General features: G+C 72.0%; 19 protein-coding genes, 1 pseudogene and 1 riboswitch. Of the genes and pseudogenes, 11 read left to right on the top strand and 9 right to left on the bottom strand.

Annotation, left to right across the window (positions count from 1 at the left end; genetic code table 11):
- From qcrC to ABEA26_RS26115, 5 genes are all read left to right on the top strand, one after another.
- A partial coding sequence (gene qcrC / locus ABEA26_RS26135) for a cytochrome bc1 complex diheme cytochrome c subunit (protein ID WP_345595796.1) occupies positions 1 to 771 on the top strand: 771 nt, incomplete at its 5' end.
- Complete coding sequence (gene qcrA / locus ABEA26_RS26130; protein ID WP_345595795.1) at positions 768 to 1,826, top strand: cytochrome bc1 complex Rieske iron-sulfur subunit; 1,059 nt, start codon at positions 768 to 770, stop codon at positions 1,824 to 1,826. The genes qcrC and qcrA, both read left to right, overlap by 4 nt.
- Positions 1,823 to 3,484 (top strand): cytochrome bc1 complex cytochrome b subunit, encoded by a 1,662-nt coding sequence (qcrB, locus tag ABEA26_RS26125; RefSeq protein ID WP_345595794.1) that lies wholly within the window; start codon positions 1,823 to 1,825, stop codon positions 3,482 to 3,484. The genes qcrA and qcrB overlap by 4 nt, the downstream gene beginning before the upstream one ends.
- Positions 3,485 to 3,615: 131 nt before the next feature.
- Positions 3,616 to 4,680 carry an anthranilate phosphoribosyltransferase gene (trpD, locus tag ABEA26_RS26120; protein ID WP_345595793.1) on the top strand — a complete coding sequence of 355 codons (1,065 nt, stop codon included), beginning with the start codon at positions 3,616 to 3,618 and terminating at the stop codon, positions 4,678 to 4,680.
- A gap of 79 nt (positions 4,681 to 4,759) precedes the next feature.
- Positions 4,760 to 4,876: riboswitch (SAM riboswitch) on the top strand.
- 180 nt (positions 4,877 to 5,056) lie between these two features.
- On the top strand, positions 5,057 to 6,523 hold the full coding sequence (locus ABEA26_RS26115; protein WP_345595792.1) for an aminotransferase class V-fold PLP-dependent enzyme: 1,467 nt from the start codon (positions 5,057 to 5,059) through the stop codon (positions 6,521 to 6,523).
- An 89-nt stretch (positions 6,524 to 6,612) separates the two neighbouring features.
- On the opposite strand, the pseudogene ABEA26_RS26110 reads toward ABEA26_RS26115, so the two are convergent.
- The 7 genes and pseudogenes from ABEA26_RS26110 to ABEA26_RS26080 all read right to left on the bottom strand — a co-directional run.
- Positions 6,613 to 7,761, bottom strand: a pseudogene (locus ABEA26_RS26110) (glycerate kinase); the annotation flags it as partial.
- 11 nt (positions 7,762 to 7,772) lie between these two features.
- Complete coding sequence (locus ABEA26_RS26105; RefSeq protein WP_345595791.1) at positions 7,773 to 9,188, bottom strand: SLC13 family permease; 1,416 nt, start codon at positions 9,186 to 9,188, stop codon at positions 7,773 to 7,775.
- 87 nt (positions 9,189 to 9,275) lie between these two features.
- Positions 9,276 to 9,938: a response regulator transcription factor gene (locus ABEA26_RS26100; RefSeq protein ID WP_345595790.1), complete on the bottom strand. Its 663-nt coding sequence runs from the start codon at positions 9,936 to 9,938 to the stop codon at positions 9,276 to 9,278.
- Positions 9,939 to 9,957: 19 nt separating this feature from the next.
- Positions 9,958 to 11,439 carry a sensor histidine kinase gene (locus ABEA26_RS26095; protein WP_345595789.1) on the bottom strand — a complete coding sequence of 494 codons (1,482 nt, stop codon included), beginning with the start codon at positions 11,437 to 11,439 and terminating at the stop codon, positions 9,958 to 9,960.
- Positions 11,369 to 11,674, bottom strand: a complete 306-nt coding sequence (locus ABEA26_RS26090) for a small secreted hydrophilic protein (RefSeq protein WP_345595788.1) — start codon at positions 11,672 to 11,674, stop codon at positions 11,369 to 11,371. Before ABEA26_RS26090 ends, ABEA26_RS26095 begins: the two co-directional genes overlap by 71 nt.
- A gap of 87 nt (positions 11,675 to 11,761) precedes the next feature.
- A complete protein-coding gene (locus ABEA26_RS26085; RefSeq protein ID WP_279563219.1) occupies positions 11,762 to 12,043 on the bottom strand; it encodes an Lrp/AsnC family transcriptional regulator in 282 nt (93 codons plus the stop codon).
- Positions 12,040 to 12,843 (bottom strand): rhomboid family intramembrane serine protease, encoded by an 804-nt coding sequence (locus ABEA26_RS26080; RefSeq protein WP_345595787.1) that lies wholly within the window; start codon positions 12,841 to 12,843, stop codon positions 12,040 to 12,042. Before ABEA26_RS26080 ends, ABEA26_RS26085 begins: the two co-directional genes overlap by 4 nt.
- A 157-nt stretch (positions 12,844 to 13,000) precedes the next feature.
- Here ABEA26_RS26080 and ABEA26_RS26075 point away from each other — a divergent pair, with 157 nt between their 5' ends.
- The 5 genes from ABEA26_RS26075 to ABEA26_RS26055 all read left to right on the top strand — a co-directional run bounded on the left by ABEA26_RS26075 (position 13,001) and on the right by ABEA26_RS26055 (position 18,465).
- Entirely contained in the window at positions 13,001 to 13,240 is a 240-nt protein-coding gene (locus tag ABEA26_RS26075) for a hypothetical protein (RefSeq protein ID WP_345595786.1), read from the top strand.
- A gap of 65 nt (positions 13,241 to 13,305) precedes the next feature.
- Positions 13,306 to 14,649 (top strand): NYN domain-containing protein, encoded by a 1,344-nt coding sequence (locus ABEA26_RS26070; RefSeq protein WP_345595785.1) that lies wholly within the window; start codon positions 13,306 to 13,308, stop codon positions 14,647 to 14,649.
- A gap of 231 nt (positions 14,650 to 14,880) precedes the next feature.
- Positions 14,881 to 15,933: a C40 family peptidase gene (locus tag ABEA26_RS26065; RefSeq protein ID WP_345595797.1), complete on the top strand. Its 1,053-nt coding sequence runs from the start codon at positions 14,881 to 14,883 to the stop codon at positions 15,931 to 15,933.
- A 246-nt stretch (positions 15,934 to 16,179) separates the two neighbouring features.
- Positions 16,180 to 17,211: a C40 family peptidase gene (locus tag ABEA26_RS26060; protein WP_345595784.1), complete on the top strand. Its 1,032-nt coding sequence runs from the start codon at positions 16,180 to 16,182 to the stop codon at positions 17,209 to 17,211.
- Between the two features lie 57 nt (positions 17,212 to 17,268).
- A complete protein-coding gene (locus ABEA26_RS26055) occupies positions 17,269 to 18,465 on the top strand; it encodes a hypothetical protein (RefSeq protein ID WP_345595783.1) in 1,197 nt (398 codons plus the stop codon).
- Here ABEA26_RS26055 and ABEA26_RS26050 read toward each other — a convergent pair.
- Positions 18,422 to 19,852 carry a glycosyltransferase family 87 protein gene (locus ABEA26_RS26050; RefSeq protein ID WP_345595782.1) on the bottom strand — a complete coding sequence of 477 codons (1,431 nt, stop codon included), beginning with the start codon at positions 19,850 to 19,852 and terminating at the stop codon, positions 18,422 to 18,424. The genes ABEA26_RS26055 and ABEA26_RS26050 overlap by 44 nt on opposite strands.
- Before the next feature lie 120 nt (positions 19,853 to 19,972).
- On the opposite strand from ABEA26_RS26050, the gene ABEA26_RS26045 reads away from it, so the two are divergent.
- Positions 19,973 to 21,115 (top strand): glycosyltransferase family 4 protein, encoded by a 1,143-nt coding sequence (locus tag ABEA26_RS26045; protein ID WP_345595781.1) that lies wholly within the window; start codon positions 19,973 to 19,975, stop codon positions 21,113 to 21,115.
- A 63-nt stretch (positions 21,116 to 21,178) separates the two neighbouring features.
- Here the strand turns inward: ABEA26_RS26045 and ABEA26_RS26040 are convergent, their stop codons facing one another.
- A complete protein-coding gene (locus ABEA26_RS26040) occupies positions 21,179 to 22,975 on the bottom strand; it encodes an AMP-dependent synthetase/ligase (RefSeq protein ID WP_345595780.1) in 1,797 nt (598 codons plus the stop codon).
- Positions 22,976 to 23,133 lie beyond the last annotated feature (158 nt).

The raw sequence follows: 23,133 nt of genomic DNA, 5'->3' as shown, positions 1-23,133 counted from the left end.
GCGCTCGTCGTCCTACTCCTCGCGCTGGCATGCACAGGGGGGCTGTACGCCGCGTTCGCACCCGCGAGCAAGGCGCAGGCCGATGAAACCGCCCAGTCCCTCGCCATCGACGAGGGCAAGAAGCTCTACGCCGTCGGCTGTGCCAGTTGCCACGGCACCGGGGGTCAGGGCACCACCGACGGGCCGAGCCTGGTCGGCGTCGGCGCCGCCGCCGTCGACTTCCAGGTGGGCACCGGACGTATGCCGGCCCAGCAGCCCGGCGCACAGGTCCCGCGCAAGAAGGTGATCTACTCCCAGGCCGAGATCGACCAGCTGGCGGCCTTCGTCGCCTCGCTGGGTGCCGGTCCGGCCATCCCGTCGGCGGAGAAGTACGGCCCCCAGGGTGCGGACATCGCCAAGGGTGGTGAGCTGTTCCGCAACAACTGCGCGCAGTGCCACAACTTCACCGGCAAGGGCGGCGCGCTGACGCACGGCAAGTACGCGCCGAGCCTCGAGGACGTCGACCCGAAGCACATCTACGAGGCCATGCAGACCGGCCCGCAGAACATGCCTTCCTTCCCCGACGGCACGCTGACGGAGCAGAACAAGAAGGACATCATCGCCTACCTGGACGCGGTCAACTCGGACGACACCGTGAACCCCGGCGGTCTCTCGCTCGGCGGCCTCGGGCCGGTCAGTGAGGGCCTCTTCGGCTGGATCTTCGGTCTCGGTGGCTGCATCGCCGTGGCCGTGTGGGTCGCCGCTCGGACCGCAAAGGCCAAGAAGTCATGAGTAGCCAAGACATTCCAGAAGAGAACCTGCCTGCCGAGCAGGGCAGCACGCACGGCGTGCCGAAGCCCGCGGACGAGAAGCACCCGTTCGCGGACCCGGGGCTGCCGCCCCACGAGCACCGGATCCAGGACATCGACGAGCGGGCCGCCAAGCGGTCCGAGCGCACGGTCGCCCTGCTGTTCACGGTGTCGATGCTGGCCACCATCGGCTTCATCGCCTCCTTCGTGGCGATCCCGCACGACGAGGCGATCTACGTCTGGCCGCTCGGGCACATCAACGCGATGAACCTCGCGCTGGGCCTGACCCTGGGCGTGGCGCTGTTCGCCATCGGCGCGGGCGCCGTCCACTGGGCGCGCACCCTGATGTCCGACGAGGAGGTCGCCGACGAGCGGCACCCGATCGAGGCCCCGCCCGAGACCCGCGCGAAGGTCCACGCGGACTTCAAGCAGGGCGCCAAGGAATCCGTGATCGGCCGGCGCAAGCTGATCCGCAACACGATGTTCGGGGCGCTGACGCTGGTGCCGCTCTCCGGCGTCGTCCTGCTGCGCGACCTCGGCCCACTGCCCGGGACGAAGCTCCGCCACACGCTGTGGTCCAAGGGCAAGCTGCTCGTCAACATGAACACGAACGAGCCGATGCGTCCGTCGGACATCGCGGTCGGTTCCCTCACCTTCGCCAAGCCCGAGGGCCTGGAGGAGCACGACCACGGCTTCCAGAACGAGATCGCCAAGGCCGCCCTGATGATCATCCGGCTGGAGCCGGAGGCCATCAAGGACAAGCAGGAACTCGAGTGGTCGCACGAGGGCGTCGTGGCGTACTCGAAGATCTGCACCCACGTCGGGTGCCCGATCTCGCTGTACGAGCAGCAGACGCACCACGCGCTGTGCCCCTGCCACCAGTCCACCTTCGACCTTGCCGACGGTGCCCGGGTGATCTTCGGTCCCGCCGGTCACCCGCTGCCGCAGCTGCGGATCGGCGTGAACGACGAGGGTTACCTCGAAGCGCTCAGCGACTTCGAGGAGCCCGTCGGTCCTGCATTCTGGGAGCGCGGATGAGTACTGCAGCGAGCAACCCGAACCCGTCCGCCGGCGCATCGGCGGACCGATCGCGCGGAAAGGCCCCGGCCGGCGAACGTGTCGCCGACTGGGCCGACGGCCGGCTGGGGATCTACTCCCTGGCCAAGGCCAACATGCGCAAGATCTTCCCGGACCACTGGTCCTTCATGCTGGGCGAGATCTGCCTCTACAGCTTCATCATCATCATCCTCACGGGTGTGTACCTGACGCTGTTCTTCCACCCCTCGATGAACGAGGTGGTGTACCACGGCTCGTACGTCCCGATGCAGGGACAGCTGATGAGTGAGGCGTACAAGTCGACGCTCGACATCAGCTTCGACATCCGGGGTGGTCTGCTGATCCGGCAGATCCACCACTGGGCGGCGATCATCTTCCTCGCCGGCATGTTCGTGCACATGATGCGCGTCTTCTTCACCGGCGCGTTCCGCAAGCCGCGTGAGATCAACTGGCTGTTCGGCTTCCTGCTGTTCGTCCTGGGCATGTTCACCGGTTTCACCGGCTACTCGCTCCCGGACGACCTGCTCTCCGGCACCGGTGTCCGCTTCACCCAGGGCGCGATCCTGTCCGTGCCGATCGTCGGTACGTACATCTCGATGTTCCTGTTCGGCGGAGAGTTCCCGGGGACCGACTTCGTCGCCCGGTTCTACTCGATCCACATCCTGCTGCTGCCGGGCATCATGCTCGGGCTCGTGGTCGGCCACCTGATCCTGGTCTTCTACCACAAGCACACGCAGTTCGCGGGTCCCGGCAAGACCAACAAGAACGTCGTCGGCATGCCGCTGCTGCCGGTGTACATGGCGAAGGCCGGAGGCTTCTTCTTCCTGGTCTTCGGTGTCATCGCGGCCATCGCCGGCCTCGTGGCGGTCAACCCGATCTGGTCCATCGGCCCCTACCGGCCGGACATGGTCTCCACGGGCGCCCAGCCCGACTGGTACATGGGCTTCGCCGAGGGCCTCGTCCGGGCCATGCCCGGCTGGGAGATCAACTTCTGGGGTCACACGCTGGTCCTGGGTGTCTTCATCCCGCTGGTGATCTTCGGCATCTTCCTGATGCTGATCGCCCTGTATCCGTTCATCGAGTCCTGGGTGACCGGGGACAAGCGCGAGCACCACATCCTGGACCGCCCGCGCAACGCCCCGACCCGGACGGCGTTCGGTGTGGCCTGGGTCACCGCGTACATGATCATGCTGATCGGCGGTGGCAACGACATCGTCGCCACCCACTTCCACCTGTCGATCAACGCGGTCACCTGGTTCGTGCGGATCGGGTTCTTCCTCGGACCGGTCGTCGCCTTCGTCGTCACCAAGCGGATCTGCCTCGGCCTGCAGCGCCGGGACAAGGAGAAGGTGCTGCACGGCCGCGAGTCGGGCATCATCAAGCGCCTGCCGCACGGTGAGTTCATCGAGGTGCACGAGCCGCTCAGCCAGGAGCAGCTGCACACGCTCACGGCGCACGAGCAGTACAAGCCCGCCGAGATCGGCCCCACGGTCGACGAGAACGGCGTCGAGCGCAAGGTGAAGAGCACCGAGAAGCTCCGCGCCAAGCTCAGCGAGGCCTACTACGGCGAGGACGCGCAGATTCCGAAGCCGACTGTCGAGGAGTACAAGGAGATCACGAGCGGCCACGGCCACCACTGACCCTCCAGCGTCGCCACACCACGGTCGAAGGGCCCCGTCCGTTCCTCGGACGGGGCCCTTCGCCCTGCCCGGGGCTGGATAGGGTGGGAGCACACTCCCTGTCCACCACACACACGATGCAGGAGCGGCTCATGAGCGCTGTGACCCCCGCTGGAGGCGACACCGCGGCGGGCCGCTCCTGGCCCGCCGTGCTGAACAAGCTGCTGGACGGCCACGACCTCTTGGCGGACGACACCGCGTGGGCGCTGGACGTGATCATGCGGGGCGAGGCGACCGACGCGCAGATCGCCGGCCTCGCGGTGGGCCTCCGGTTCAAGGGGGAGACGGTCGAGGAGATCTCCGGCCTCGTCCGCACCATGTACGAGCACGCCAACGTGATCGAGGTGCCGGGGGAGACGGTCGACATCGTCGGCACCGGCGGCGACGGCGCCAAGACGGTCAACATCTCCACCATGTCGGCGATCGTCGTGGCCGGCACGGGCGCGAAGGTCGTCAAGCACGGCAACCGGGCCGCCTCCTCGGCGTCCGGGGCCTCCGACGTCCTGGAGAAGCTCGGGGTCAACCTGGAGCTGACACCGAAGCGGGTGGCGGAGGTCGCCGAGGAGGCCGGCATCACCTTCTGCTTCGCCGTGAAGTTCCACCCGGCGCTGCGCCATGTGGCGGCGGCCCGCGGCCAGCTGGGCATCCGCACGGTGTTCAACTTCCTGGGCCCACTGACCAACCCGGCCAAGGTGAAGTCCCAGGCGATCGGGGTCGCCCACGCCCGGATGGCGCCGATCATCGCCGGCGTCTTCGCCGAGCGCGGCCACTCGTCCCTGGTGTTCCGCGGCGACGACGGCCTCGACGAGCTGACCACGACGTCCACCTCCAGAGTCTGGGTCGTGCGGGACGGCCGGGTGACCGAGGAGGGCTTCGACCCGCGGGACGTCGGCCTCGAACTGGTGCCGGTCCAGGCCCTGCGCGGCGCCGACGCCTCCTACAACGCCGACGTCGCCCGCCGCCTGCTGGCCGGCGAGAGGGGCCCCGTACGGGACGCGGTGCTGCTGAACTCGGCGGCGGCCCTGGTCGCCCTGGCGCCCGGCGAGGCGCCGCTGACCGAGCAGCTCCGGGCCGGCATGGACCGGGCCGCCGAGGCGATCGACTCGGGCGCCGCAAAGCGGGCGCTGGACCGCTGGGTGGCCGTGAGCAACGCCTGACGCCCTCTCGTGTGACGTGTGTCCCGCGATCCGGACTCGGGTTGCGGGGCGCCGATCATTTCCCGTACGTTCCTGTCCAGGTCATGAGCGACAGTCATTCGGCCCCGGCCGACTGTCCGGCAACCCTCCGTCCGTGGCGGGGTGCCCCGGGTGAAGACCAGGCCGTAGGCAGCGAGGTCTACGGCAAGCGCGGACCCCTCGCACTCTTCCGAGTGATCAGCCCAGGGGTCCTGGTCGTTCGAGGGAGCCTCCCGTGAACCAGCGAATGCGATAGGGCCGCAGAGCCCCGCCTCCGCGTCCCCCTTCTTCTCCGTCCCCACGCTCGAGCCGTCGCGGTTCGCGTGGTGACGGCACCTGCCTTCACGGGAGTACACCCATGTCCGTCTCCACCGCTGCCGTCGACCAGTCTCTTTGTGCCCCTTTGCCGGTTCTGGGGCGGGATGTCACCGTCCCGCTCGTCACCGGGGGAGAGGTCACCTACGCCGCGCTCGACTACGCCGCCAGCGCCCCCGCACTTCAGCGGGTCTGGGACGACGTGGCGGCCTACGCCCCGTACTACGGCAGCGTGCACCGGGGCGCCGGGTACCTGTCGCAGCTGTCGACGGACCTGTTCGAGAACGCACGCAGGACCGTCTCAGGGTTCCTCGGCTGCCGGGACGGCGACCAGGTCGTCTTCACCCGGTCCACCACCGACTCCCTCAACCTGCTCGCGGGCGCGCTGCCCGCCGGCTGCCGCGTCTTCGTCTTCGAGACCGAGCACCACGCCTCGCTGCTGCCCTGGCGGGGTGCCGACGTGACGTTCCTGGACGCCCCGCGCACCCCCGCGCAGGCCGTCGAGACGCTGGAGCGCGCCCTCGCCGCCCGTGAGCCGTACGGGCCCGCCCTGGTCTGCGTCACCGGCGCCTCCAACGTCACGGGGGAACTGTGGCCGGTGCGCGAACTGGCCGCCGCCGCGCACGCGCACGGCGCCCGGATCGTCCTGGACGCCGCCCAGCTCGCCCCGCACCACCCGGTTTCGGTGGCCGATCCGGACGTGGACTGGGTCGCCTTCTCCGGACACAAGCTGTACGCCCCCTTCGGCTCCGGGGTGCTGGCCGGCCGCGCCGACTGGCTTCGCGAGGCGGAGCCGTACCTTGCCGGGGGCGGCGCCAGCCGCAGCGTCACCCGGCGCGCCGACGGGGGCGTGGACGTCGAGTGGCACGACAGCGCCGCCCGGCACGAGGCCGGGTCGCCCAACGTCATCGGCGCCTACGCCGTCGCCTCCGCCTGCAAGGCGCTCACCGAGGCCGGTTTCGACACCCTGGTCGCCCGCGAGGAGCACCTGATCCGGAAGGTGCGGGAAGGGCTCGCCGAGGTGCCCGAGGTGCGGGTCCTCTCCCTCTTCGGTGACGACGCCCCCCGCGTCGGCGTGCTCTCCTTCGTCGTCGAGGGCTGGAACAGCTCGCACTTCGCCGCCGCGCTCTCCGCCGAGTACGGCATCGGCGTGCGCGACGGCCTGTTCTGTGCCCACCCACTGGTGCGCACCCTGCTCGGCGGCGACCCGCAGGCGCAGGGCGAGTGCGGCGCCCCCGAGGCGGCGCCCGGCCAGAAGTCCCTCAACGCCATCCGCGTGAGCTTCGGCGCGGGCACCCCGGACGAACACGTCGAGCGGTTCGTGCACGCCGTGCGGGAGCTGGTGAGCGACGGGGCGCGGTGGAACTACCGCACCGAGGACGGCCGTTGCGTGCCCGACCCGACCTCTGCCGACACGGCCTCCGCCGACGCGATCTTCGCCGACACGGCCTCCGCCGGAACCGTCGCGGCGGACACCCTCTCCGCAGCGGCCGGGACCTCGGCCGTCTGAGCGGCCCGGCCCGGCAGCCGCGACCCCAGCAGGATCATCCGCAGCGCCCGCTCCGTGGCGTCCGTGAGCAGTTCGGCGGCGCGCAGCAGCGCGTCCGCCAGGGCCATCGGCGCCGGCATGATGCCGTGGCAGGCGTCCACCCCCGGCACCTCGTGCGCGCCCTCCCCGAGCGTGCCGGCCAGGGCGAGGACGGGACGGCCGTAGAGCTTGGCGCGGCGGGCCACCTCGGCCGGCACCTTGCCGCGCGGCGTCTGGTGGTCCAGCGCCCCCTCGGCGGTGAGCACCAGGTCGGCGCGGGCCAGGCGGGCGTCCAGGTCGAGGTGGTCGAGCAGCACCTCGAAACGGGGCAGCAGCCGGGCCCCGACGGCGGCCAGTCCCGCGCCCAGCCCGCCGGAGGCGCCGGTGCCGGGGCCGTGGCGCAGGTCGGTGCCGACGACACCGAGGTCGCGGGTGAGGACGCGCGCCCAGTTCTCCAGGCCGGCCGACAACTCCTCGACCTGTGCGGGCGCCGCCCCCTTCTGCGGGCCGAACACCCGGGCCACGCCCCGTTCGCCGCACAGCACGTTGAACGGGTTGCAGGCGACGAGCAGTTCGGTGTCCTTCAGCCGGGTGTCGAGCCCCGACGGGTCGATGCGGGCGAGGCGGATCAGCTCCCGTCCGCCGGGCGGGAGTTCGAAGCCGTCCGCGTCCAGCAGCCGGGCCCCGAGCGCCTGGAGCGCGCCCGCGCCCCCGTCCGACGTACCCGAGTCGCCGCAGCCGACCAGGACCCGCCGGACCCCGGTGTCGAGCGCGGCGCGGATCAGCTCGCCGACGCCGTACGTCGTCGTGGCGCCCGGGTCGCGCAGGGCGCGGGGGACCAGGGACAGTCCCGCGACGGCCGCCATCTCCACCACCGCCGTGTCCCGCGCGCCGAGCAGCGCGAAGTGGGTGCCGACGGGTTCACCGACCGGCCCGGTGGCGGCCAGTGCGACCAGCCGCCCGCCGGTCGCGGCGGCCAGCGCGACGGCCGTGCCCTCGCCGCCGTCGACGAGCGGGATCAGATCGATATCGGCGTCCGGCAGGACCCGGCGGACGCCCGCCGCGATGGCGTCGGCGGCGGCCTGTGCGGACAGGGACTCCTTGAAGCCGCTGGGGGCCACGACGACACGGTTCAGCAGGGAGGGCACGGAGGACACGGCCGGCACGGCGGATACGACGGGCACGGCGGGCACGGCGGGCACAGCGAATACGGCGGACATGGAGGGCTCCTTCAACGGGTCACGGGTACGCCGAGCAGCGGCCAGACCGCGGCGGCGAAGAACAGCACGAGCGCGGCGGTCAGCGGTGCCAGGACGGCGGACAGCCGCAGCAGGTCGCGCGGGGTGTAGGTGGGGGTGCCGGGAATGTCGGAGAAGAGCGTGACCGGCTTGGCGGAGGCCGGGAGGGTGTGGCAGAAGCCGGCGGCGGCGGTGGACGCGAGCGCGGCGGCGACCGGGTTGACCCCCGCGCCCAGGGCCGCGGCGATGACCAGCGGGACCAGGACGGAGGATCGGGCCGAGCGGGACTGGAGGACAAGGTGGGCCGCTGTGCTGACCACGACCACGATCCCGAGGAAGACGGCCGGCGCCACCCGTGAGGGCAGCCCCGACACCAGCCACTTCGCCGCACCCGAGTCGGCGAGCGCGACGCCCATCGCCATGGTCGCCGCCATGAACAGCAGCAGCGACCAGGGGACGGTCTTCAGGGCGTCCTTGAGCCGTACGGTGCCGAGCGCGGGCGAGGAGGCGACGACCGCGCCGATCAGCGCCACCACCGCGGGCGAGACATGGTGCAGAGGCTCGCTGCACCACAGGGTCACCACCGTGGCCAGCAGCGCGGCGCAGCGTTTCTCCGCCTGCGTCCAGGGACCGGTGACCGGGCTCTCGCTGTGCCGCTGTATCTCCTCGGCGGTGATGCGCACCGGGCCCTTGCGATCCGCCCGCCGGGTGGTCGTCAGCAGGACGGTCTCGGCGGCCAGATGGGAGGAGGTCACCGCCAGCGGCAGGCCGAGCAGCAGCCACTGGGTGAAGCCGATCCGGTCACCGGTCGACTCCCACAGCACCGACACGGTGATCAGATGCGCGCCCGCACCGATCAGTGTCGCCACCGCCGACAGGAGGATCACGGTCGGAAACAGCAGCGCGAGCATCACGACCAGTCGCTTCCGGTCGGCGAGGGCCTTGGCGAGGGCGAGGAACACCGGCAGCGCGAGCGCCGCCCGCCCCGACGTGGCCGGCACCGCGAACGCCGTCACCACCAGCGCGGCCGTCGTCAGGTGGACCAACTGCCGTACGCTGCGCGCCCCGCCGACCAGGAACGCCGCCGCCCGCCCCGCGAGCCCGGTCCGGGCCACCGCCGCCGCCAGCACGAAGGCGCAGATCAGCAGCCACACCGTGTCGTCGCCGAGGGTGCCGAAGAGGGTGTCGCTGCTGATCACGCCGGTCGCGGTCAGCGCGAGTCCGGCGCCCAGCGCGATGTACGTGTCGTCGATCGGCGTACCGATCCACGCGCAGGTGGCCAGCGCGAAGACGGCGAGGGTGAGGCGCGCGTCGCCGCCGAGGGCGGGGAAGTTGGCGGGTACCGCCAGCAGCGCACACAGGGACAGCGCCACGCACAGGGCCGCCGCGAGGCGGAGATTCAACGTCACATCACTGAGGGTTGTCCCGGGCGGTGAGCCCTCAATGAGTCCGACATGAAGGAAACTTCACCCAATGCCGGTCGGTGGACCGATACGTCAGCCCGGCAGCCGGTAGCCCATGCCCCGTACCGTCTGCACCCGCTGCGCCCCCAGCTTCTTGCGCAGCGCCCGCACGTACACGTCCACGATGTTGGAGCCGGGGTCGAAGTCGTAGCCCCACACGTGCGACAGGATCTGCTCCCGGGACAGCACCTGACCCGGATGCCGCAGGAACAGCTCCAGCAGCACGAACTCACGGGCCGTCAGGTCCACCGTCCGCTCCGCGGCACGGGCCCGGCGGGTGCGCAGGTCCAGGGAGAGGTCGCCCGACCTCAGCACCGTCACCTCGGGCGCCCTGGCCGCCGTACGCAGCCGCAGCCGGACCCGGGCGAGCAGCTCCTCGAACCGGAACGGCTTGGTCATCCAGTCGTCGGCGCCGCCCTCCAGCCCGGCCACCGTGTCCCGTACGGAGTCCCGCGCGGTCAGCACGATCACCGGGGTCGTCACCCGGGACTCCCGCAGTTCGCGCAGGACGGTGAAGCCGTCCCGGCCGGGCAGCCCGATGTCCAGGACGACCAGGTCGAAGCCGCCGGTGAGGGCGTACTCGTAGGCGGCGTCGCCGTCGGCGACGGCGGTGGTGGTGAAGCCGTTGGCGCGCAGGCCCTTCTCGACGAAGGAGGCGATGCGCTCCTCGTCCTCGACGATGAGGATGCGGTTCATGGGCGTGCCTCTTCCGGAATCAGTCCAGTGTCAGTACGAAGGTGGCGCCGCCGCCCTCGGTGGTGCGCAGGGCGACCCGCCCGCCGTGGCCCTCCGCGATCGCCTTGACGATCGACAGCCCGAGCCCGGCACCGCTGCCGCGCGCCCCGCGCCGGGTCGTGCCGCGCCGGAACCGTTCGAAGACGACCTCGGCGTCCTGCGGCTGGACCCCGGGCCCGGAGTCGGCGACGTACAGCTCGATACGGGTGCCGTCGGCGCGGGAGCCGATGCGGATGGTCTGGCCGGCGGTGGTGTGCTGCACGGCGTTCTGCGCGAGTTGCACCATGGCCTGCGTGATCCGCTGGGGGTCCAGCCGGGCCTCGCGGTCGGCGACCTCGGCCAGTACCCAGTCCCGGTCGCCGAGGGTGCGGGCCTTGACGTAGACGTCGGCGGTGAGTTCGGCGAGCTGGACCGGCTCGGGGGTGACGAAGTCGGGGCGTTCGGCCTTGGCGAGCAGTAGCAGGTCCTCGACGATGCGGCTCATCCGGTCCAGTTCGTCGGTGACGAGACGGACGGTCTCCTCGCGTTCCGCCGGGTCGTCGCCCATGAGTTCCAGGTGGCCGCGGACGATGGTGATCGGGGTGCGCAGTTCGTGGCTCGCGTCGTCGACGAACCGGCGCTGGGTGGCGAAGGCGCGTTCCAGCCGGTCGAGCATGGCGTTGAAGGTCTCGGCGAGCGCGGCCACGTCGTCGTGTCCGTGCACCGGGATGCGCCGGGTCAGGTCCTGCTCGGTGAGCTGCGCGGCGGTGGTCCGCACCAGCCGGACCGGTTTGAGGATCCGGCCCGCGACCACCCAGGCGATGCCGGTCGTCATCAGCAGGGCGACGCCGGAGATGGCGAGCAGGACGCGGAACACCTCGTCCGCGCGCGCCTGTTCCCGCCCGGGGTGGAAGGCGACCACGAAGGCGGCCGCCGGTTCGCCGCCGTACCGGGCCACGGTGACCTTGGCCCAGCGGATGTCCCCCTGAGGCCGGTGCAGGGTGCCGGTGGAGTCCGTGGAGGCGTAGATGCGGCGCCGGGCGTCGGCGTCCTTGTGCAGGGGCAGGGTGACCGGGATCTCGCGCTGCTGGATGATCTGGGTGGGCCTGCTGCCCTTCTCGCCCACCAGGCCGACCAGTTCCTCGTCCAGGTCGGCGTACTGCCTCTCCAGGAAGACCCGCAGCAGCCGCCCCGGGTCGGTGAACGGGCGGCCGGTCTCCGGATCGAAGCCCTGCCCCTCGAAGTTGGCGAACTCGCCCGCCTCCTGAGCGAGCAGGCCGTTGATCCGCTGGTCGGTGTCGTGCAGCAGGATCGACCGGGTGGTCGTGGCCACCGAGGCGAGGGCTACCGCCATCACGAGCAGCAGCCAGAGCAGGATGCGGACACGGGCCGAGATCCGGCGGCGCTCGCGGTCAGCCGTCGTCGCCGGGTCCGTCGTCGGAGCCCGAGTCGTCCCCGGTGTCCTGGCCTCGGTCGTCGTCATCGTCGTCATCCGGAGGGCTGTCGGTCACCGGTGGCCGGGTCACCACCTGGTCGCTGGGCGTCGGCTCGGGCGAGGAGGAGGTGGGGGTCGGCGTCGGGGAGCCGCTCTCCAGCTCCACCTTGGCCGGGACCTTGGGCTCCTGCGGACTGTCGGTGAGGGCGAAACTGGTCGCGGCGATGCCGAGCGGGATCAGGACGACGGCCGCCAGGGCCGCCATCCGGCGAGAGAAGACCATGTCCCCGATCCTGCGCCCGGTACCCGTCGTCCCGGATGAGTCCGCGATGAAGAACTCTTCATCATGAGCCGGGACCCCCTCGCGGGATCAGTTGTCGAGCCCGATGGCGAACGCCGCCTCCAGGTCGTGCTGCGAGTACGTCCGGAACGCCACGTGCGTGTCCGTGCCCTCCACACCCGGGATCTTGCTGATCCGGCCGGGGATGACCTCTGCCAGGTCCTCGTGCTCGTTCACCCGGACCATGGCGATCAGGTCGTAGGTGCCGGTGACGGAGAAGACCTCGCTGACGCTCTCCAGCGCGGCGATCTGCTCCGCGATCTCCGGGATCCGGTCCACGCTGGTCTTGATGAGGACGATCGCGCTGATCACGGCTGTTTCTCTCCCTCGGGGCCCGCCACTGGAACGCTCCTCACTCTAGGGCAGGCCCCGGTCCCGCGTCCGAACCGCACCCACGCGAAGACGAAGCCCAGTCCGAAGCCCACCAGGTGTGCGAGGTACGCCACCCCGGGGCCGTCGCCGGCCCGCCCCGCCGCGAGCCACTGCAGGGCCGCCCAGAACGGCAGCACGACCCAGGCGGGGAAGCGCAGCGGCAGGAAGAAGAGGAAGGGCAGGAGGCTGGTCACCCGGGCGTGCGGGAAGAGGAAGAGGAACGCCCCGAGGACCGCGGAGATCGCCCCCGAGGCGCCGACCAGGGACTGCTGGGAGTGGGCGTTGGCGCCCGCGTAACCGAGCAGGGCCAGGTATCCGCAGCCGAGGTGGAACAGGGCGAACTGGAGCCGGCCCATCCGTTCCTCGGTCATCGCGCCGAAGACGTGGAGGAAGAGCATGTTGCCCAGCAGGTGCACCCAGCTGCCGTGGACGAACAGTGCCGTGGCGGGGGTGAGGGCGGACCCGGGGGAGTCCTCGAACAGTTCTGCGGGGATCACACCCCATCGTCGGAAGTAGGCGCGCTGCGCGGCCAGCAGCTCCTCCCCGGTGCCGTACGCCGGATTCAGACCCGCCGCCGGACTGAGCACGAACAGCAGGCAGCACAGGACGATCAGCCCGTGCGTCACCGGCGTCGACCGGCGGCCTCGGGCCGTGCGGGGCGTGCGGGCCGTGCCGGGTGTCCCGACCGTCCTGACCGTCCTGACCGTTCTGAGGGCCGCCGTGCGCCAGTTGCGGATCATGTACCCAGAGCATGACGTAACGGGACGCAATCGCCCGGACCGCCTCGCCGCCGTGGACACGCGGGCAACGGGTACCCGCCAGGCCGTAGGGTTACGAGCCACACGCGCCGGGGGAGTCCGGCGGGTCACCGACACAGGAAGAGAGTGAACAGCCACGATGACGGTTCCCCAGCCGACCGGGACGACGCGGTGGCGCTGCACCCTCTGCGGCAACCTCACCCGCTTCGACGTGACCCGGGCCTCGAAGGTCGTCGAGTACGTGCACCTCGATCTGGCCGGTGAGCCGAAGGTCGAGGAGCGCGAGGTACTCAGTGAGACCATCGAGTCGGTGCGGTGCCGCTGGTGCAACGCCGTGGACCAGGTGGAACTCGTGGACAGGCCGGGTGCCGCCTCCTGATGACGGGAGCGGCCCCCGCATGAGGTGATCCCGAGCGGGATCGCGCAGAGGCATTGGGGTGACGGATGGTGGAGACACAGGGCGGGGAGCCGGGCGACGGCGCCGCCGAGGTGCTCGACCGGCCGCTGCCCGACGGCGTACGCCGCAGGGTCGTGCAGATCGTGTCCGACGGCTTCGGCGGACTCACCCTCGGCGAACTGCCCGCACAGCTGAGACAGTACGCCCGGTTCACCCCGAACCGCAGGGCCAAGTTCGCCGGCAACGCCATGGCCGCCGCCGTGGAGAGCGACACCCTGTTCCGCCAGCGCATCGGCGAGAAGCTCAGGGAGGCCCAGGCCGAACTGTCCGGCGCCCTGGACGCGGGTTCCCCGCCGCCGGCCGCGGACCCGCTCGACGTGGCGGCGGCGGCCTATGTGCTGCGACCGCACGGCTGGGTGAAGCTGGTGACCGCCGCCGGCGAGGAGGCGCAGCGCGCCGACGCCGAGCGCGCCGACGAGGAGAGCCGCGCGGAACTCGAGCGGCTGCGCGAGGAGCTGGCCCGGGCCCGGGAGCACACCAGGACCGAGACGGAGCGGCTGCGCGCCGAACTGGAGTCGGCGAAGAGGGAGGGCGAGTCGCTGCACCGCAAGCTGCGCTCCGCCCTCAGCGACGTCAAGCGCGGTGAGGCCGCGCTGCGCAGGATCCGTGCCGAGATCGACGCCGTCCGCACCGAGGGGCACGCCCAGGTGTCCGCCGCCGAGAGCGAGACCCGGCGGCTCAAGACCCGGCTAGGGGAGGCGGAGGCCGCCCTGGAGGCCACCCGCAAGGCGGCCCGTGAGGGCCGCAGCGTCGAGGACATGCGGGTGCGGCTGCTGCTGGACACCCTGCTGGACGCGACACAGGGGCTGCGCCGGGAACTCGCGCTGCCCCCGGTGTCGGTGCGGCCCGCCGAGACGGTGGACGCGGTCGAGCCCGGCCGGATGACCCCCAAGGACATCGCCGCCCGCGCCCTGTCCGAGAACGACCCCGCCATCCTCGACCAGTTGCTCGCGCTGCCCCAGGCGCACCTGGTCGTCGACGGCTACAACGTCACCAAGACCGGCTATCCGCAGATGCCGCTGGAGAAGCAGCGGCTCAGACTCCTCGGCCAGCTCTCCCAGCTCGCCGCGCAGACCGGCGCCGAGATGACCTGCGTCTTCGACGGCGCAGAACTGGCGGCGCCGGTGCTGCTCGCGCCGCCGCGCGGGGTGCGGGTGCTGTTCTCCAAGCCCGGCGTCACCGCCGACGAGCTGATCCGCCAGCTGGTGCGGGCCGAACCGCCGGGCCGGCCGGTCATCGTCGTCTCCACCGACCGCGAGGTCGCCGACGGCGTGGCCCGGGCGGGCGCGCGGCCGGTGGCGTCCGTAGTGCTCCTGAAGCGGCTTTCCTAGCCTCTGCGTCACGTCTGTCCCAAGCGCAACATAGGAGCTCTATGCCCCAATTGACGGAACCGTCACGCAACGTAGCGTCAGGTGAGGGTCACCGCAGGTGAGTTGTGGCAAAGAACGCGGTCCGTAACCGGGATTTTTCGGCGGAGGATTTGAACTGATCACGAGTGGGTCACTAGGGTCAGCCCTCGAACCCTCGAACGGGTGATCCCTCTCAAGAAGGAGCTCGTCTCCGTGGCGTCCCACCGTCGTCCCAAGCAGCCGAGCCGCACGCGTGTGACCGTGCTCACCACCGCTGCCGCCGCCGCCGTCGCTCTCAGCTCGCAGGCCGCCAACGCCGCTCCGAGCGAGAAGCCGAGCAAGGACGAGGTCAAGGCCAAGGTCGACAAGCTCTACACGGAGGCCGAGCAGGCCACCGAGAAGTACAACGGAGCCAAGGAGAAGCAGGAGAAGCTCCAGAAGGAGATCTCCACCATCCAGGACAACGTCGCCCGCGGCCAGGAGGAGCTCAACGAGCTGCGTGACGGCCTCGGTTCGATGGCCAGCTCCCAGTACCGTTCCGGCGGCATCGACCCGTCCCTCCAGCTCTTCCTGTCGGCCGACCCGGAGAACTACCTGGACAAGGCCTCCGCGCTCGACCAGCTCAGCGGTCAGCAGGTCGAGACGCTGAAGAAGGTCCAGGAGAAGCAGCGCGACCTCGCCCAGCAGCGTGCCGAGGCCGGCGAGAAGCTCAAGGACCTCGCCTCCACCCGCACCGAACTCGGCAAGAAGAAGAAGGAAGTCCAGGGCAAGCTCTCCTCCGCGCAGAAGCTGCTCAACACGCTCACCGCGGCGGAGAAGGAAGCCCTCCAGAAGGAGGAGCAGCGCTCCACCCGCAGCAGCGAGCGCCAGGTCCTCTCCAGCTCCGGGACCCCCTCCGGGAAGCCCGCCTCCGGCCGGGCAGCCGCCGCCTTCGCCGCCGCCCAGAGCAAGATAGGCACGCCCTACGTCTACGGCGCCACCGGTCCGTCCTCCTTCGACTGCTCGGGTCTGACCTCCTGGGCCTACGCCCAGGCCGGCGTCGGCATCCCGCGTACCTCCGAGGCGCAGACCGGCGCCGGTACGCGCATCTCCTCGATGAGCCAGCTGCAGGTCGGTGACCTGGTCTTCTTCTTCAACGACCTGCACCACGTCGGCCTCTACGCCGGCAACGGCCAGGTCCTGCACGCGCCGCGCACCGGCACGGTCGTTCGCTACGAGTCGATGAGCACCATCGGCGGCCCGTTCATGTTCGGCGTGCGGGTCTGACCCGCGACCGCCGAACCTGAACGGGTGGGCCTCCCCGCACCCCGCACACGATCCGAAGTCGTCCTCGTCGTACCGCCCGTTCGGGCGAATCGTGGCACGGCCTTCTGACCCCCCGCCCCGCCGGTGACCTGCGTCAGCGGCGGGGCGTCGTGCTGCGCGGCCCCCGAGGTCGTTGGCCGGTGCCCCGCCACGGGGTTACTGTCTGCCGCGTTTCCCTGTCCGCCAGCGGAAGGAGTGCGGCTTCCCGTGGGGTCCCATCGTCGCCTTGCACCAACCGGGTTCGACCGCGGCGCCGTCGCCGCCGTCGGCCTGCTGTCCGTCGCCGCCGCAGTCCTGGGCGCCGTACCGGCCACGGCCACCCCGCACGACGACCGGCGGGCGGAGGTGGACCGCCTCCACACGGAGGCGGAGCAGGCGACCGAGGCCTACAACAAGGCGGAGGCGCGCACCGACGCCCTGCGCGAGGAGGTCAGCGCCGCGCAGGACGGGATCGCCCGGCAGCAGGGGCGGATCAACACGATGCGGGACGCGCTCGGTTCCCTGGCCGGTGCCCAGTACCGCTCCGGTGGCATCGACCCGTCGCTGGCACTGCTGCTCTCCGCCGAGCCGGACGACTACCTGGACAAGGCCTCCGTGCTCGACCGGATCACCACCCACCAGGCCGGTGAGCTGAAGCGACTCCAGGGGGCCATGATCGACCTCGCCCAGGACCGCGCCGAGGCCGGCCGGAAACTCACCGAGCTGGAGAAGGGCCGCAAGGCCGTCGCCGCCCACAAGAAGACCGTGGAGCACAAGCTGGCCAAGGCCAGAGAGCTGCTCAACTCCCTCCCGAAGGAGGAACGCGCCGCCTACGACCGGGGCTCCCGCTCCGGCCGTACCGACCTGGCCGGGCGCGGCTCCGGCTCCGGTCCCGGCGAGGCCGCCCCCGCCTCCGGCCGGGCGGCGGCGGCCGTCGCCGCCGCCCGCTCCGCCCTCGGCAAGCCCTACGTCTGGGGTGCCAACGGGCCCACCGGCTTCGACTGCTCGGGCCTGACCCAGTGGTCGTACGCGCAGGCCGGCATCGGCCTGCCGCGCACCTCGCAGGCGCAGTCCGGCGCCGGGCAGCGGGTCTCCCTGGCCCAGGCGCTCCCCGGCGACCTGGTCGCCTACCGGGACGACGCCAGCCACATCGGCATGTACGTCGGCAACGGCCAGGTGATCCACGCGCCCTACCCCGGCGCGCCCGTGCGCTACGACCCGGTCGGCATGATGCCGGTCTCCTCGGTCACCCGGGTCTGACCTTCGCGTCCGCGGTCCCCCTGCCCCCGGCGGTCCGGCGCCCGTACGATCGGGAAGGTGGCTGGTCGAACGCGGGTGTCGGGTTCCTCGGTGGTGGCGCTGTGCCTGCTGCTCGTCTCCCTCGTGGCCTGCGGCGGCCGGACCGCCGCCGACCCCGCCCGGGCCGAGGTGCAGCGGGTGCTGGACCGGCGGGCGGCGGCCGTACTCGACCGGGACCGGGCCGCCTACGCGCGCACGGGCACCGGGGCCGGCTTCGACAACCTGGGCGCGGTGCCGCTGGCCGCGTGGTCGTACCGGGTGAGGGACGTGGACCGCACCGGCGACGACACCGCCACCGCCGGCGTCGAGCTCCGCTACCGCCTCGAGGGCTACGACCGCGGCCCCGTCACCGCCGCCCGCACCGTGCGGCTGAGCCGGGACGGCCCGGAAGGGCGGTGGTCCGTCGACTCCGAGGGGCCGGCGAAGGAGTCCGGCCGGAAGCCGTGGGACCAGGGCGCGGTCGAGGTCGTCCGGGGGACGCACAGCCTCGTGCTCGGCGTCGGGCAGTCCACCGGGGCGCTGCGCGGCTACGCGGACCTGGCCGACCGGGCGGTGCCGGCCGTGTCGGACGCCTGGGACGGCGACTGGGCCCGCCGGGTCGTCGTACTGGTCCCGGAGTCGCTGGAGGGGATGGCGGGCCTGCTCGGGTCCCCCGCCTCGTCCTACCGGGGCATCGCGGCCGTCACCACCGGCGAGACGGGCGGCCGGGAGCGGGCCCCGGCGGACCGGATCATCGTCAACCCCGACGCGTACGGGCTGCTCGGCAGCCTCGGCAAGCAGGTCGTGCTCACCCACGAGACCACGCACGTCGCCACCCGCGCCGACACCACCGCCGCCACCCCGCTGTGGCTGTCCGAGGGCTACGCCGACTGGGCCGGCTACCGCGGCAGCGGCCGCACCCCCGCCCAGGCCGCCCCCGAGATGGCCGGCGCGGTCCTGGAGGGCCGGCTCCCCGCCGGTCTGCCGACCGACGAGGACTTCGGCTTCACCGCCGACGCGGACCAACTGGCCCGCGCCTACGAGGGCGGCTGGCTGGCCTGCAGGATGATCGCCGACCAGTGGGGTGAGGACCGCCTGGACGCCTTCTACCGCGCCGTGGGCGCGCACGACGACCGCGCGGGCGCGGTCGAGTCCGCGATGGACGAGGTGCTCGGGACGACGCCGGAGGACTTCACCGCGCGGTGGCGGGAGTATCTCCGGGCGGAGTTCGACTGAGCCGGCCGATCAGTCCCGACGGCCCCGACGGCCCCGACGGCCCCGACGGCCCCGACGGCCCCGACGGCCCTGATGGCCCCGACCGTCCCGACCGTCCCGACCGTCCCGATCGCTCCGATGGTCCCGACTGCCCCGACTGCCCCGACTGCCCCGACCGCCCCGACGGCCCGGACGGACCGGGCCACCCGGACCGCCCCGGTCGCTCGGGGTGCCCGCGCGGCGCGGTGTCGCGCCACAGGGCGTGGGCCGCGACGAGCGCCGCGGCGACCAGCAGGCCGTTGCGGACGGACAGCAGCGCGACGCCGAGCGGATCACTGGCCACGACCTGGGCGAAGAAGACCGGGAACTCCAGCACCGTCACCAGGGTCGCCGCCAGCACCAGAGCGACCGGCACCCGCATCCGGCTCGCCGCGAAGCATCGGCAGACCGCCGCGAGGCCGATCAGCCACACCATGTACTGCGGGCTGATCACCCGGCTCGTGACCGTGAACACCAACACCGCCACGAAGGCCGCGTCCGCCGCCGTGTGCGCCGCGAAGCGCGAGGCCGCCAGCCGCCACAGAAGCAGCCAGCCCAGCGCCAGGGCGGCGAGCACGAGGGCGGCCGTGCTCACCGTGCCCACGTACGGGCCGAGGAACTCGACCGAGCCGTAGTTGAGCAGCACCTCGCCGTCCCAGCCGAAGTGCTGGGCGACATGGAAGACCAGCGAGCCCAGCGACTCCACCTCGGTGCCCCGCTCGCGCTGGAACGTCAGGAACGCGAACGCCCCCGGCATCACCACGGCGAACAGCGCCGCCAGCCCCGCACCGCTCAGCGCGGCGGCGACCCACGGCGCGCGCCCGCGCATCCCGATCAGCACCAGCGCCGGCCACACCTTCAGCAGCGCCCCGAACGCCGCCAGGCCCCCCGCCACGCGCGGATGCCGGCCGGCGGCGAGCAGCGCCGCCACCGCGACGGCGGTGACCATCACGTCGTAGCGGGCGTACACCGTCGGCCCGAGCAGCGGCACGCCCACCACCCACACCCACGCACCACGCGACGAGCGACCGCCACCACGGCCCGCGCGCCACAGCAGCACGAGGACGGCCAGGTCCGCGGCACAGGCCAGGACGAAGAAGGCCGTCGGGTAGGAGAGGAAGGGCAGCAGCGCGGGGGAGAGGATCGCGAGGGCCGCGGCGGGCGGGTACTGCCAGGTGACGTCGGCCTGCGGAAACGTTCCGGTGCGCAGGACCTCGTACCAGTCCCGGTAGATGACGGACACGTCGGTGGTGACGTCCGGCCCCGGGAAGACCAGCACCTTCAGCACGAACAGCAGCAGCACCAGCCGGGTGGCGCCCCAGACCACCGGCAGCCACGCCGCAGGCCGCCTCGCGTCCTTCGTCTCCACGTGCTCCCTGCCCGTCCGCGTCCCGTGCCGGTGGGCCCATGATGGCCCGGGCACCTGGACGTCTGCCACCGGACGCGGCCGGGCCCCGGCCCGCACGGCGGGTTCGGTAGGGTCGGCGGCGTGCGCAAGACCTTGATCGTGACGAACGACTTCCCGCCCCGCCCGGGCGGCATTCAGGCCTTCCTGCACAACATGGCGCTGCGGCTGGATCCCGAGCGCCTCGTCGTCCACGCCTCCACCTGGAAGCGCGGCCGGGAGGGCGCCGAGGCCACCGCCGCCTTCGACGCCGAGCAGCCCTTCACCGTCGTACGGGACCGTACGACGATGCTGCTGCCGACACCGGGCGCGACCCGGCGGGCCGTCGGGCTGCTGCGCGAGCACGGGTGCACGTCGGTGTGGTTCGGGGCGGCCGCGCCGCTGGGCCTGATGGCGCCGGCACTGCGGAAGGCGGGGGCCGAGCGGCTCGTCGCCACCACCCACGGCCACGAGGCCGGATGGGCCCAGCTGCCCGCCGCCCGGCAACTGCTGCGCAGGATCGGGGAGTCCACGGACACCCTCACCTACCTCGGCGAGTACACCCGCTCCCGGATCGCCGGCGCGCTGACGCCCGAGGCCGCCGCCCGGATGACGCAACTGCCGCCCGGCGTCGACGAGAAGGCCTTCCACCCGGGCAGCGGTGGCGAGGAGGTGCGGGCCCGGCTCGGACTGACCGAGCGTCCCGTGGTGGTGTGCGTCTCGCGGCTGGTGCCGCGCAAGGGGCAGGACACGCTGATCCGGTCCATGCCGCGCGTCCTCGCCGCCGAGCCCGACGCCGTCCTGCTGATCGTCGGCGGCGGCCCCTACGAGAAGGACCTGCGCCGCCTCGCCGCCGACACCGGCGTCGCCGCCTCCGTCCACTTCACCGGCGCCGTCCCCTGGTCCGAGCTGCCCGCGCACTACGGCGCCGGCGACGTCTTCGCCATGCCCTGCCGCACCCGCCGGGGCGGCCTCGACGTCGAGGGCCTCGGCATCGTCTACCTGGAGGCCTCCGCGACCGGCCTGCCCGTCGTCGCCGGTGACTCGGGGGGTGCCCCGGACGCGGTGCTCGACGGCGAGACGGGGTGGGTCGTACGCGGCGGCGACGAGGAACAGGCCGCCGACCGCGTCGTCACGCTCCTGGGCGACGCCGGGCTGCGCCGCCGCATGGGCGAGCGGGGCCGGGCGTGGGTCGAGGAGAAGTGGCGCTGGGACCTGCTGGCGAAGAGGCTGGAAGCTCTGCTGTAGTGCGAACCCGCACGCGCGGGCGGCGAAGCGGGGGCACCTCGGCAGGCGCCCCCTCCCGCTCGGCTACTTCGCGTAGATCGCCTCGACCTCGTCCGCGTAGTCCTTGGCCACCACGTTCCGCTTCAGCTTCAGCGACGGCGTCAGATGCCCCGACTCCTCGGAGAACTGAGCGGACAGCACCCGGAACTTCCGCACCGACTCGGCCTTGGAGACCGCCGAGTTGCCGTCGTCGACGGCCGACTGGACCGCGGCGAGCAGATCCGGGTCCTCCCGCAGCGACGCCGCCGTCGAACCGGCCGGCTTGCCGTTGTCCGAGCACCAGCGGCCGAGGAACTCCTCGTCGATGGTGACCAGCGCGCCCACGAACGGCCGCCCGTCGCCGACCACCATGCACTCCGCGACCAGCGCGTGCGCGCGGATGCGGTCCTCGATCACGGCCGGGGCGACGTTCTTGCCGCCGGCGGTGACGATGATCTCCTTCTTGCGGCCGGTGATCGAGAGGAAGCCGTCCTCGTCGAGGGTGCCGATGTCACCGGTGTGGAACCAGCCGTCGGCCAGCGCCTCGGCCGTCGCGTCCGGGTTGTTCCAGTACTCCTTGAAAAGGTGCTCGCCGTGCAGCAGCACCTCCCCGTCGTCCGCGATGCGCACCACGGAGCCGGGCAGCGGCTGGCCGACCGTGCCGATCTTCTGCCGGTCCCACGGGTTGAAGGCGGTGGCCGCGCAGGACTCGGTCAGGCCGTAGCCCTCCAGGACCGTGAAGCCGATGCCGCGGAAGAAGTGGCCGAGGCGCTCGCCCAGCGGGGCGCCGCCGGAGATGGCGTACTCGCCGCGTCCGCCGAGGACCGTGCGGAGCTTGCCGTAGACGAGCTTGTCGAAGACCTTGTGCTTGATCCTGAGGCCGAGGGACGGGCCGGACGGGGTGTCCAGGGCCCTGCTGTAGGCGATCGCCGTGTCGGCGGCCTTGTCGAAGATCCTGCCCTTGCCGTCGGCCTGCGCCTTGGCGCGCGCCGAGTTGTACACCTTCTCGAAGACGCGCGGCACGCCGAGGATCAGCGTGGGCCGGAACGCGGCCAGCTCGTCGGTGAGGTTCTTGATGTCGGGGACGCAGCCCAGCTTGATCGGCGCGATCATCGGCGCGACCTGCACCAGGCGCCCGAAGACGTGCGCGAGGGGAAGGAAGAGGAGGACCGAGCACTCGCCCGTGCGGAACAGCGGGCGCAGCCGCTCGACGACGTTGCCGCACTCCGCGAAGAAGCTGCGGTGGGTGAGCACACAGCCCTTGGGACGGCCGGTGGTGCCGGAGGTGTAGACGATGGTCGCCGGGTCGTCGGCCTTCGCGATCGAGCCGCGCTCCTCGACGGTCCGGTCCGTGACGTCCTGGCCCAGGCGCCCCAGCTCCTCCACGGCCCCGGCGTCGATCTGCCAGACGTGCTTGAGGGCGGGCAGCCGCTCGCGCACCGACTCGACGGCGGCGGAGTGCCCGGCCGACTCCACGACACACGCCGTGGCGCCCGAGTCGCCGAGGATCCACTGCACCTGCTCGGGCGAGCTGGTCTCGTACACCGGCACCGTGATCGCGCCCGCGCTCCAGATCGCGAAGTCCAGCAGGGTCCACTCGTAGCGCGTACGGGACATCAGCCCGACCCGGTCGCCCGGCTGGACGCCGGAGGCGACGAGGCCCTTCGCGGCGGAGCACACCTCGGCGAGGAAGTCGCGGGCGCTCACGTCCTGCCACACGCCGTCCACCTTGCGGGAGATGACGGCGACGTCCGGGTGCTGCGCGGCGTTTCTCCGGACGATGTCGGCCAGGTTTCCGTCCGTGGGGACCTCGTACAAAGCCGGAAGGCTGAACTCGCGCAAGACTGCTGCTCCTCATAAGGCGCCGGCGCCACGACGTTGTGCGATGCGACGGTGCGGTCCAAGGCTCGGGCAAGTGCTGAGGACAACTCATGCGGGATTCACATGTTGAAATCCAGAGCACGACTGGACTGCCCGGACGTTACCCCTCGGTATGGCTT

This window comes from Streptomyces marokkonensis, assembly GCF_039539045.1.
Classification (GTDB): domain Bacteria; phylum Actinomycetota; class Actinomycetes; order Streptomycetales; family Streptomycetaceae; genus Streptomyces; species Streptomyces marokkonensis.
The sequence above is the reverse complement of the archived record's forward strand: the minus strand, read 5'-3'. Positions and strand labels throughout refer to the sequence as shown.